The 11,222-nt window shown below is 67.7% G+C and carries 14 protein-coding genes; 6 read left to right on the top strand and 8 right to left on the bottom strand.

Annotated features, from left to right (window positions below; translation table 11 throughout):
- From KBY78_RS11805 to KBY78_RS11795, 3 genes are all read right to left on the bottom strand, one after another.
- On the bottom strand, positions 1-782 hold a 782-nt coding region (locus KBY78_RS11805; protein ID WP_255143755.1), incomplete at its 3' end, for a sulfite exporter TauE/SafE family protein.
- Positions 779-1,306, bottom strand: coding sequence for a rhodanese-like domain-containing protein (locus tag KBY78_RS11800; RefSeq protein ID WP_255143754.1), 528 nt, complete (start codon positions 1,304-1,306; stop codon positions 779-781). The genes KBY78_RS11805 and KBY78_RS11800, both read right to left, overlap by 4 nt.
- Positions 1,307-1,309: 3 nt before the next feature.
- On the bottom strand, positions 1,310-2,437 hold the full coding sequence (locus KBY78_RS11795; RefSeq protein ID WP_255143753.1) for a rhodanese-like domain-containing protein: 1,128 nt from the start codon (positions 2,435-2,437) through the stop codon (positions 1,310-1,312).
- A 194-nt stretch (positions 2,438-2,631) separates the two neighbouring features.
- Here KBY78_RS11795 and KBY78_RS11790 point away from each other — a divergent pair, with 194 nt between their 5' ends.
- Positions 2,632-3,138, top strand: coding sequence for a DUF3122 domain-containing protein (locus tag KBY78_RS11790; protein WP_255143752.1), 507 nt, complete (start codon positions 2,632-2,634; stop codon positions 3,136-3,138).
- On the opposite strand, the gene KBY78_RS11785 is transcribed toward KBY78_RS11790, so the two are convergent.
- The 5 genes from KBY78_RS11785 to psbA form a co-directional block, all read right to left on the bottom strand.
- Positions 3,129-3,317, bottom strand: a complete 189-nt coding sequence (locus tag KBY78_RS11785) for a hypothetical protein (RefSeq protein WP_255143751.1) — start codon at positions 3,315-3,317, stop codon at positions 3,129-3,131. The two genes, KBY78_RS11790 and KBY78_RS11785, sit on opposite strands and share 10 nt — an antisense overlap.
- A 114-nt stretch (positions 3,318-3,431) precedes the next feature.
- Positions 3,432-4,097, bottom strand: a complete 666-nt coding sequence (gene pdxH / locus KBY78_RS11780) for a pyridoxamine 5'-phosphate oxidase (RefSeq protein WP_255143750.1) — start codon at positions 4,095-4,097, stop codon at positions 3,432-3,434.
- 29 nt (positions 4,098-4,126) lie between these two features.
- Entirely contained in the window at positions 4,127-4,942 is an 816-nt protein-coding gene (locus tag KBY78_RS11775) for a DUF6629 family protein (protein ID WP_255143749.1), read from the bottom strand.
- A 125-nt stretch (positions 4,943-5,067) separates the two neighbouring features.
- Positions 5,068-5,829, bottom strand: a complete 762-nt coding sequence (locus KBY78_RS11770) for a DUF3365 domain-containing protein (protein WP_255143748.1) — start codon at positions 5,827-5,829, stop codon at positions 5,068-5,070.
- A 33-nt stretch (positions 5,830-5,862) separates the two neighbouring features.
- Complete coding sequence (gene psbA / locus KBY78_RS11765; protein WP_255143747.1) at positions 5,863-6,942, bottom strand: photosystem II q(b) protein; 1,080 nt, start codon at positions 6,940-6,942, stop codon at positions 5,863-5,865.
- Between the two features lie 382 nt (positions 6,943-7,324).
- Here psbA and KBY78_RS11760 point away from each other — a divergent pair, with 382 nt between their 5' ends.
- The 5 genes from KBY78_RS11760 to KBY78_RS11740 all read left to right on the top strand — a co-directional run.
- On the top strand, positions 7,325-8,191 hold the full coding sequence (locus tag KBY78_RS11760; protein WP_255143746.1) for an SHOCT domain-containing protein: 867 nt from the start codon (positions 7,325-7,327) through the stop codon (positions 8,189-8,191).
- Between the two features lie 102 nt (positions 8,192-8,293).
- Positions 8,294-8,773, top strand: a complete 480-nt coding sequence (locus KBY78_RS11755; protein ID WP_255143745.1) for a DUF3122 domain-containing protein — start codon at positions 8,294-8,296, stop codon at positions 8,771-8,773.
- Between the two features lie 199 nt (positions 8,774-8,972).
- Positions 8,973-9,320 (top strand): YciI family protein, encoded by a 348-nt coding sequence (locus KBY78_RS11750; protein WP_255143744.1) that lies wholly within the window; start codon positions 8,973-8,975, stop codon positions 9,318-9,320.
- On the top strand, positions 9,314-10,423 hold the full coding sequence (locus tag KBY78_RS11745) for a hypothetical protein (protein ID WP_255143743.1): 1,110 nt from the start codon (positions 9,314-9,316) through the stop codon (positions 10,421-10,423). The genes KBY78_RS11750 and KBY78_RS11745 overlap by 7 nt, the downstream gene beginning before the upstream one ends.
- A gap of 33 nt (positions 10,424-10,456) precedes the next feature.
- Positions 10,457-11,222 (top strand): amino acid permease (locus tag KBY78_RS11740; RefSeq protein WP_255143742.1); only part of this gene is annotated, 766 nt, incomplete at its 3' end.

Raw genomic sequence — 11,222 nt, 5'->3', positions numbered from 1 at the left:
AGGGCCTCGAAGCCGGTGAGCAGGGCCGAGCCGATCAACAGGCCGGCGAAGCCGAGCCGCAGTTTGCGCTCACTGAGCTGGGGGGCCAGCCGCTGGCCCAGTACGGCACCGGCGGCGCCGCCAGCCACCAGGGGCAGCATCATCCCGAGGCTGGCGGAGGGCCAGTGGCCCAGCGCCAGCAGGGCCACCAGGCTGTTGGTGCTGATCAGCAGCAGGCTGGTGCCGCTGGCCAGGTGCATCGGCAGGCCGGCCAGCAGCACCAGGGCGGGCACGATCGCAAAGCCGCCCCCCACGCCGGCAATGCCGGTGAGCAGACCCACCAGCACTCCCTGAGCGGCGAGGGCCTGGGGCGATCCAGCCGGCTTTGGGCTGGGCCGTCCCTCGTTGCTCTGGGCTGGTTTCGGCGGCCGCGTCAGTAGCCAGGAGGCCACCAGGGCCGCCACGGTGAACACCCCCAGTTGAATCGCCTCGGGGATCAGTTCGGCCTTCACCAGGCTGCCGCCGATCCAGGCGCCCGCCAGGGCCGGCACCCCCAGGATCAGCGCTGGCCGCAGGGCCACCTGGCCGCGGCGGATGTAGGGCCCCACATTGGCCAGGGCCAGCAGGGTCACCACCAGGAGCGAGAGCGGAACGGCCTCGCGGGTGGGCAGGCCCGCTCCGCTCACCAGCAGGGGCATGAGCAGGATCGAGCCACCGGCCCCCAGCACGGCCAGCAGAACGCCGATCAGGATCCCGCCAGCGAGCAGCAGCACCGCCGTGCCAAGGCCGAGGCCGATGATCACGCCTGCACCCGGTTCCAGGGCATGACCGCCAGCAGGCGGGCCATGCCGCAGAAGCCGCTGACACCGGCAAAGGTGAGGCCAGCCCCTACGAAGCCAGCCAGCCAGATCCAGCCCGGGGCGAGGGTCTGGCTGAGGATCACCCCGAGCAGCACCAGGCTGCCGGCGGCGATCTGCACCTGACGCATCAGCGGCAGGTGGGCGCCCTGGCGGCGCTTCATGGGCAGCCCCGCCTGCTGCCAGGCGCCCATGCCGCCCTCGAGGTCGGCGAGGGGATGGGGATGGCCCTCGCGCAGCAGGGCGGCCAGGCCCTTCTCACTGCGTTTGCCGCTCTGGCAGACCAGCACCAGCGGCCCCTCGGGGAGGCTGGTGCTGCCGAGGCGGGAAAGGGGGATGTTCTGGCTGCCGGGAATGTGGCCGCCCACGTATTCCATCGGCTCGCGCACATCGATGATGCTGATCTGTCCGCTCTCGACCCGGGCGGCGAGTTCCCTGGGGCTGAAGCGTGGGGTGGTGGTGGAAGACATGGTTCAGTCCTGGTTGATGGTGACCAGCGGATACCCGGCGGCGCGCCAGCTCAGCAGCCCGCCGCGCAGATTGGCCACCTGCTGGTGACCAGTCCGGAGCAGCTGCTGGGTGGCCAGAGCCGAGCGGCTGCCGGAATGACAGAGCACCACCGTGGGGGTGCCCGCTGGGATCTCGCCGGCCCGCTCCTCCAGCTCGGGAAGCGGAATCAGCAGGCTGCCGGCGATGTGGCCATCCGGGCCGTGGAACTCCTCGGCCGAGCGCACATCCACCAGGGTGATCTCATCACGGTGGGCGGCGACCCAGGCCGGGGCCAGTTCCGGCAGGCCGGCATAGCTGCGCCGGGTCGGTGCCCAGGCCGCGGCCCCATGGCCTGCGTCCTCCCTGGGTCTGCCGCTGCGCATGTTGGCTGGCAGGGCCTCGGCGATCCTGTGGGGATGGGGCAGCTTCATGGTCTGCATGTAGATCACGAAGTCGCGCTCATCGGCGCCGCCGCCGAGCCGGGCGTTGTAGGCCTTCTCCTCGGTCACGGAGGTGACGCTGCGGCCGGTGTAGTCGTGGGCGGGGTACAGCAGGCAGGACTCGGGCAGCGAGAGGATCTGCCCGGTGATCGAGCGGTAGAGGGCCTGGGCATTGCCCTGCTGGAAATCGCAGCGGCCGCAGCCCCTCACCAGCAGGGCATCGCCGGTGAAGGCCAGGCTGTGGTCGTCGAGCACGAAGCTGAGGCAGCCATCGGTGTGGCCGGGGGTGGCGCGCACCTCCAGCGCGCGTCCGCCGAAGGCCACCCGATCGCCGTGCCGCAGGGGCAGGGTCACGTTCTCGGCGCCGACGCCGGCGGCCAGGGCGATCGCGCTGCCTGTGGCGGCGTGCATCAGCCAGCTGCCGGTCACGTGGTCGGCGTGGGCGTGGGTGTCGAGGCAGGCCACCAGCTGGAGGCCCAGCTCCTGAATCAGGGCGAGATCACGGTCGTGCTGCTCGAAGACCGAATCGACCAGCAGGGCCTGGCCGCTGGTCACCTCGGCGATCAGGTAGGTGAAGGTGCCGGTGTCAGCATCGAAGAGCTGGCGGAAGAGCAGGGGGCTGCCGCCGGCAGCGGCAGCGAGGGAGAAGGAACTGGCGGGAGCGACGGCCATGGGGCCTGGATCGACAACTTTTATGAGCATAGCCGCATAGCCCAGGTCGGCAACGGATTTCAAGGCAGAACGCGCACCTCGATCGGGTTGCCGAGCAGACGGCTTTCGATTCACCGGCGGGGCACCGTCTCAAGGGCGGCGGTGCCTTCTCGGTAGTTGCCCTAGAATTATCAAGGCATTATGCCTTTAAAGTCATGGCTTCCAGGATCCACGTTCACGCTCGTCTGAAGCGAGGGTTGCTCGGCGTTCTGCCGTTGTTGTTGGCGTTCCTGCTGGGAGCAGCCCCAGCTCTGGCGGCGGACAGCTGGTCGCTCAACGATCGGGCGGGTCATCGCCTCAGTGCCCAGGTCTTCGAGCAGCCTTTCCCGGAGTACCCCTCAGGCCTGCGTATCCGCCTCACTGCCCTGGATGCCAAAACGACCCTGGATCACAGCGCTGATCTCGTGTTGAGCGATTCGATGGGTCAGGAATGGAGCTTGCCCAATCGCAGCGAGGAGATTGTTCCCAGGGATGGATCAGCGGTTCCGCCTCGAACGGCCCAGTTCGATCTCGATGCCTTGATGCCACGGCCCAGTGAAGCGCTCCCCCTCCACCTTGAGGTCCCAAGCAGCCAAGGTGTCCTGGATTTCAACCTCAGGCCCGAACAGGTCATGGAGCTCCACGCCATGGAATCCGTGCAGCGTCGCAGCGATCAGACCTGAGCGGAGTCTTCGGCCGCTGAGACTGCAGCCTCAGCGATGGGATGGGTGCCGATGCCCAGCAGGATGCAGACCATCAGGGTGAGGCCAACCTGCGCCGAGGCGATCGCAGCCCGGAGCTCACTGAGGCTGGGGCGATTGTTGCAAAGCCGTTCCATGGTTCCATTCAGGGCGAAGGGCATGGCGCCTCGGCAAGGGAAGAGGTCCGCGACGGCAGCATCGTCTCCAGCCTGGCCAGACGATCCATTGGCGAATCGGGAGCGATCCTGGAGATCCCGTCCTGCAGGGCCAACAGGTCAGGGCGCGAGCCGCTCGATGCTCCAGGGGTCTGCCGCGCCATCACCGCTGGGCCGGTAGCGGAAGCGATCGTGCAGGCGGTTCTCGCGGCCCTGCCAGAACTCGAACTCGAAGGGCACCACCCGCAGACCCCCCCAGGCCGGCGGCAGCGGCACCTCACCGCCGGCGAAGCGGCGCTGCATCGCCTGCCACTGGGCCTCCAGGATGGCGCGGGAGCCGATCACGGCGCTCTGCTGCGACACCCAGGCCCCGAGCCGGCTGCCGATCGGGCGCGAGAGGAAGTAGGCGAGCGATTCGGCGGCGCTGATCCGCTCGGCACGGCCCAGGATGGCCACCTGCCGCTCGAGCCCATACCAGGGAAACAGCAGGCTCACCTGGGGATGGGCGGCGATCTCGCTGGCCTTGCGGCTCTCGTAGTGGGTGAAGAACACGAAGCCCCGCGCGTCGAAGGCCTTGAGCAGAACGGTGCGGGCGCTTGGGCGGGTGCCATCGCTGGTGCCCAGCACCATGGCGTTGGGCTCGCTCAGCTCCGCCGCCACGGCCTGATCGAACCAGCGGCGGAACTGCGCCACCGGATCTGCCGCCAGATCGGCCCGCCGCAGGGCGGCCCGGCGGTAGTCGCGGCGCAGCTGGGCGGGATCGGTGGGGGCGGGGGACTCGCTCATGGCAGCTGATCGCAGAGGCTGGTCGCGCGTTAGAGGGGTGATGGGGCGCCGTCAGGCCCCCAAGGCACCAGGGGTTCCGGTCCCCTGAGGATCCAGTACAGAGAACCCGACAGCAGCGCACTGAACAAGCACCACACCGAGGTGAAGGCGTAGCCGTAGGCCAGGTGGGTGATCAGGAAGGCGCCGAGAATGCATCCGCCGAACCAGCGCAGCCTCCCAGAGCCGCTGAGCAGCAAAGGCGCGGTGATGAGCAGCCCATACACCGTGCTGCCGACACCCAGGTTGATCCAACCATTCGCCAGCAAGCTGGTGGTGTAGCTGAGCGATCCGTGCACCACGGCGGGTTGGAGCACGGAACCATCCAGCAGCAGCGGCAACCAGAGCCCTGCGCCCAGCAGCAGGCCCAGCACCAGCAAGATCTGCAGGAGGCGTCGCCGCAGGCCAGGCGGCGCCTGCCGGTTCAGACGCAACACGCACCAGGGAAACCACGCCAGCCAGAAGGCATAGGCGAAGAACAGGTAACCGAGCGCGGCGGGATGCACGAGCCAGCCGGGGCCACCGAGCGTCAGGCCAAGCCAGACCACACCCTCAAGGGCCTGTTGCACCGAGAAGAACAGGGGCGTGAGGGCCAGGGGCAGCAGGTCGCTGCGCTGCTGAGTCCGGCAATAGCGCACGGCCCCGATTCCCAGGGGCAACAGAGCGGCCGCTACCACGAAGCTGGCGCTGCTGGAGAAGCACATCGGCGTGAAGCCGTCTCCGGCAGCAAGCGTTTTCACCAGCTTGGCGCGGCTGAGCCTGCACCAGTCGTTAGCGTTGATGGCATTGCCCGCCTGCCTGAGGGCCACGCATTGGCAGGCGCAGTTGCTGCGGCAGAGGGATCGATCTGACCAACCCCTGGCATTCGGCCTGAGCGAGGCTGTTGTCATGGCAACCCTGATCCAGCTCTGGGCCGAGCCCCTCAGCGAACGACTCAGCCCGCCTGCGCCAGCGCCTGCTGCAGCTCGGGGATGAACACGGCGTACATGCCGCGCAGATCGCCCACCTTGAAGTCGAAGGCCTTGTCGTCGGGGTAATTCTCCGTCACGAAGGCCGGACGGCTGGCTCTGGTGCCGTGGCAGGCCAGGCAGCTGGGCTCCACGTTGATGCGGCGGTAGTAATTCACGCCGGCGCTCTGCCCGGCGCCGGCCGGCTCCCACAGGCCGGTGATCTCGGGATGGCGCTCCAGCAGATCGATCACCTGCTTCTCCTGAGGTCCGGCGGGAGCGTGGTCGGGGTTGCGGTACTTACTGGCCACCTGGCGCACCTGCCAGCCGTTCTCCTTGCCGATGGCCATCGCCCGCATCCCCACCGGCTTGCAGACCTCCTTCATCGTTTCCATGGTGGGCTCCTCGCTGCGGCCCTCGAGCGTGGAGGCCAGCGAGACCCGCATCCGGTCGAGTTGCTCCATCTCGGCCACCGCTCTCGGGAGGCCGGCTTGCTCACTCTGGGCGGCCAGGGCGGCGGTGGGAGCGGCGGTGAGCAGCAGGGCGCCGAGCACCACCATCAGCGTGCCGGTGGCGGCGGCCAGCCAGATCAGCCGCCTGAGGCGATGGATCAGGGCACGGCGCGGGGCCGCAGCGCATGGAAGGCGAGAAGAAAGGACAGTCATGGTGATTTCCGCTACGCGAAAGCGATGGAATGGGGGAAGGCTCAACGGAGAAAGGGCCTGGAGCAGGTCCAGGCCCTCGGCCATCAGCGAAGCGGCTGGGCGGGGGTCAAAGTCCCACTAACCGATCGCCGGCGCGATCAGCGCCACAGGGGTCAGATCAATCGCCGCAAGATCGAGCGGGAAGTTGTGCACGTTGCGCTCGTGCATCGCCTCGATGCCCAGACCACCGCGGTTGAGCACATCGGCCCAGGTGTTCACCACCCGGCCCTGGTGATCCACGATCGAGTGGTTGAAGTTGAGGCCGTTGAGGTTGAACGAGAAGCTGGCCACCGCCAGGGCCGCGAACCAGATGCCCACCACCGGCCAGGCGGCCAGGACAAAGTGCAGGCTGCGGCTGTTGTTGAACGAGGCGTACTGGAAGATCAGCCGGCCGAAGTAGCCGTGAGCGGCCACGATGTTGTAGGTCTCCTCTTCCTGGCCGAACTTGTAGCCCTTGTTGAGGGATTCGGTTTCCGTGGATTCCCGCACCAGTGAACTGGTGACGAGCGAGCCGTGCATGGCGGCGAACAGGGCACCACCGAAGACGCCGGCCACGCCGAGCATGTGAAAGGGGTGCATCAGCACGTTGTGCTCGGCCTGGAGCACCAGCATGAAGTTGAAGGTGCCGGAGATGCCGAGCGGCATGCCGTCGGAGAAGGAGCCCTGCCCGATCGAGTAGATCAGCAGCACGGCGCTGGCGGCGGCCACCGGAGCGGAATAGGCGACGGCGATCCAGGGGCGCATCCCCAGGCGGTAGCTGAGTTCCCACTCGCGGCCCATCCAGCAGAAGATCCCGATCAGGAAGTGGAAAATGATCAGCTGGTAGGGGCCGCCGTTGTAGAGCCACTCATCGAGGCTGGAGGCGGCCCAGATCGGGTAGAAGTGCAGGCCGATGGCGTTGCTGGAGGGAACAACCGCGGCGGTGATGATGTTGTTGCCGTAGAGCAGTCCGCCGGAGACCGGCTCACGGATGCCGTCGATGTCGACGGGTGGAGCGCCGACGAAGGCGATCAGGAAGCAGCAGGTGGCGGCGAGCAGGGTGGGGATCATCAGCACACCGAACCAGCCCACGTAAAGGCGGTTCTCGGTGCTGGTGACCCAGTCCTTGAAGGACTCCCAGGGCTGGCCGCGCCTGCGGCTGAGGGAGGTGGTGGTCATGGGATGACAACGACTGGACAGGGATGGGGCGATGGCGGTTTCAGCCCTTAGGCTCAACGTCAGGCCTTCATCCTTCTACAACGCTAGCGTTAGAACGCCCTAAGCACCTAAGCCTGCGATGCGTATCGATGCTCATTGTTCGCGGGCCGGCAGCAGGCCCTGGGCTGGTCGGTCCACGCGAGCCGCTGCCCGTTGGTGAGGTGGAGGAATCGTTAGGCCGACCCAGCGGGTCGAAACGGCTCCAGCGTGTCGCAGGCCGCCGGCTTCAGGATCCGCTCGCAAACCGGTGGAGCTTCTTGCCAGGGTTGCAGTGTTAACTTGAAAGATCGCTTCATTTTTTTGTCCGGCTTCGCACCGGCATTGGCTCAGCTAGGACATCGCAATGGAAAAACTCACGGCCGAAGGGCTTGAGGTCGTCAACGACCTGGCCCAGCGGTATGGCTTCAGCCAGGACGCCGTGTTGCACATGACCTTTGCCATGCTCAAGGGACGTGGCGGCATGGCCCAGTTCAACCACCCGGAATTCGCCGGCTCCGGGCAGTGGATGAACGGCGGGATGATGATGCTCGGAGACATGTTCAACCAGGGGCTCAAGGCCCGGGTCGATGGGCTCTGTCAGGGGCTCGCCGCAGCGATCTCCAGCCAGCCCGATCTCTTTCCCCGGGGCAGCTTCCAGTCGCAGAGCCAGAGCGGCGGTGGGCATCAGCTGCAGATGGGCGGCGGCATGGCGCCAATGCCACCAATGAGCTTTGGCTCCGGGGCGCTCTTCACCCCCGACCCCCAGGACACCTGGTGGCCCACGGAACTCGGAAGCCCCAGCTCAAGCGGCGCCCAGAATGAGGTGCGCTACGCCTATTTCCCGGCAGCCGGGCGTCTGGCGGTGAATGTCAACGGCAAGGTCAGCCTTTACGACACCAGCGGCCACCAGATCGCCGGGCTTTCCCAGCAGCAGGCCTCCGGCGGTGGGGTGATGTTCAGCACTGGCGCCGGCAGCATCAGCCTCACCCACCTGCCGTCGGTGAGCGCCCCGGCCGTGAAGACTCCGCCGTCGGCTGAGGCTCTTTCTGCTCCCCCTCCCTCTGCTCCGCCGGCCAGTCCCGAACCCGCCGCCACCGCCAGCAGTGGTGTTGGCGTTGGCGGCACAGATGTCTTCGCCACCCTCGAGCGCCTCGGAGACCTCATGCAGAAGGGCATCCTCACGGAGGATGAATTCGCCGCCAAAAAAGCCGAGCTGCTCAGCCGCCTCTAGCGCCAAGACGGCTAGCTCCACCACCGTGACGCCACCAGCGCCCGTCCCTGTCCACCCTTTTACAACGCTAGCGTTGAGACGCTCTAAGCGTGCAAGTCTGCGATGCGTCTCGATGCCCATGGCTCGCGGGCCCTGCTCGGGGCCTGCCTTGCCCTGCTGCTGGCCCTGGGCTGGTCGGCTCCGGCGGCAGCCACTGAGGTGATCGGCAGCTGGCGCGTCGTCGATGACGCTGGCCACGGCTGGGGTCTGAGCCTGTTCGAGCAGCCCGATCCCGCCTTTCCAGCGGGCTGGCGTCTCCGCCTCAATGCCCATGTCCCGGGCGTGGCGGCCGACCACGAGCGGCCCTTGCGCCTGCGCGACGGACTTGGTGGTGGCTGGACGCTGGCCAACTGCAGCGAGGAACTGGTGCCGCCTGGGGAGGCAGCGGTGCCCGCCAGCTCGGCCCAGTTCGATGCCGCCGGCCTCGATCCCAGGCCCAGCGCCGTGGCTCCCCTGCGGCTGGAGCTGCCCCTGGCCGATGGGAGCAGCATCGGGCTGACCCTCGGGAGCGACGTGGTGCCGGCCCTGCGGGCCCTGCCGTAACCCAAAAAAAAGAGGAGGGCCTACCACAGCCCGCCCCTCAGAACGTCTTACAAAATGTAACGTCTCCAGCGGGTTCAGCGTGGATTTCACTATGGGCATTTTTGCTCAATTTTCCGGCCCTGCCTGTCGACCTGCTCCAGCGCAAGGGTTCTCACCTGGCATCAGGTCTAGGTTGGGGCGGTTGCTTCGGGGGCTCGCCTTGCCCTGGTTCGTGAAGCTCGAGCAGGGTCTGGTCGACCGTGCCCATTTCGATGCGCATCTGCGTGACCACCTCGATTGGGTGGCTGATCTGCAGCGGCGAGGCCACAAGGCCAGCAGTGGTTACTGGCGCGAGCGCAAGGGCATGAACGGCGACGGTGCCGGTGGCATGTTGCTGTTCCAGGCCCGCGACTGGCAGGAGGCCGAGGCGATCGTCCAGAGCGATCCCCTGATCCGCTCCGGTTGTGTCAGCTGGGTTCTGCACGAGTGGCGGGTGGTAGCTGGTGTGATGCAGGAGGTCGCTCCGTCTCAGGCTCCCGGCCCATCGCAGGCTCCTGTCCCATGGTGAGCCTCTCGATCGCCAACACCGTCAGCGACCTGATCCAGGGAGATGTGAATGAGCATCTGCCCCTGGAGCGGATTCCCCTCGAGGGCGATGTGCTCGGTCTTGGCACCACCACCAGCTTCGACAACGGCGAGCTCACCTTCCTGCATCAGCCCGGTGCCGCCCGCACCCATCTCTACAAATGCCAGTCCCTCGATGGCGGCATCCGGCGGCTGCGCCCCGGAGACGGGGCCTCCCACTTTCCCTATGTGTGCTTCAGCGGCGATGCCAGTGCCCTGCGCCAGCCGGTGGATCTCGCCGGCCTGGGCCCCAGTGTCGGGGTGCCGCTGCAGGAGCTGGTGGGGCAGGCGATTACCGGCTCGATTGCGGCTGGCCGGATGGAGCCAGCGCCGATCGTGGGGGTCCGGCTTCGGGCCACCTGGAGCAGCCTGGTGATCACGGTGGCGTCCAAGCTCTGCATGGGCCAGCGACGTCGCAACACGGACGCCGTGGATCCAGACGCGGCCGCGAGCCTCTATTCCAGCCTTCAGCACTACCGCCTGGCGGCGCAGGATCCTGGCGATCCGGCCGATCCGATCCACTACCTCGGCCGGAGCCTGGAGTGGGAGTGCTGCGGCTTCTGGGACACCCGGCCCGAGAGCGGACGCGTCACCGTGCCGGCGGTGGGCGCCCATCTGCACCTGCACGGCTGCAGCAGCGACCTGCGCCACGGAGGCCACCTGCACCATGAGCATGCGGGCACCCGGCTTTTGCGGCTCGACTCCCTGGCCCTCTACCCCTTCAAGGAGTTGTGCAGCCTCGGGGCCGATCTGGCGGTGGAGCGGGCGAGCTACGGCGCCGGCGTGCTGCGGTTCGCCATCACCAACCGGGGCTCGCTCGATGTGAGCGATGTGGGCGTGGCGGTGGTGATCGACGACCGCTATTCCGGCCACCGCTACCTGCGCCTGCCCTGGCTGGCCGCCGGCGCCGAGGAATCCTTCGCCCTGGCGCTCGAACTGGCGCCCGGAGCCCATGAACTGCTGGTGCTGGCGGATCCGGAGCGCCAGGTGCTCGAACCCCAGGCCCTGTGGGAGAACAACCGGGCCCGGTTGCAGGTGGTGGTCTGAGCGGCAGCGCGCTGCCTAAGTTGATGCCCTCCCATGGCCTCTCCAGCTGTGACCCCTGGCTCCGCGGGCAGCACGGGCCGTTCAGGCCTGCGCCGCTGGTTGATCGGTGAGCCCCTGCCCACCAGCGCCCATGCCGAGGAGCGCCTCAGCAACGGCGAAGCCCTGGCGATCCTCAGCTCCGATGCCCTCTCTTCGGTGGCCTATGCCAGCCAGGAGATCCTGCTGGTGCTGAGCCTGGCCGGTGCTGCCGCCCTCAGCCTCTCGGTGCCGATCACGGGCCTGATCGTGGCGCTGATGCTGGTGGTGGCGATCAGCTACCGCCAGACGATCAAGGCCTATCCCCATGGGGGAGGGTCCTATCGGGTCTCCCACGACAACCTGGGGGTGATGCCAGGCCTGGTTGCCGGGGCTTCCCTGGCGATCGACTACGTGTTGACCGTGTCGGTGAGCGTGGCGGCCGGCATCGCCGCGATCACTTCCCTGCTGCCGCAGCTGGCTGCGGAGCGGATACCGCTCTGCCTGCTGGCGGTGGTGCTGCTGATGCTGGTGAACCTGCGCGGCGTGCGCTCCAGTGCTCGCCTGCTCAGCCTGCCCACCTTCCTGTTCATGGGCCTCGTGCTCACCCTGGTGGTGCTGGGGCTGGCGAAGCTCAGGCTCGGCTTGCTGCCGCCGCTCGACGCCGCTGATCAGGCCCGCCAGCTGGCTCAGGTTCAGGGGGGCGAGCTGGCGGTTCTGGGGCCGGTGCGGCTGATGCGTGCCTTCAGCTCCGGTTGCGCGGCCCTCACGGGCATCGAGGGCA

Source organism: Synechococcus sp. EJ6-Ellesmere (genome assembly GCF_024345875.1).
Taxonomy (GTDB): domain Bacteria; phylum Cyanobacteriota; class Cyanobacteriia; order PCC-6307; family Cyanobiaceae; genus Regnicoccus_A; species Regnicoccus_A antarcticus.
This window is presented reverse-complemented; position numbering and strand designations above follow the sequence as displayed.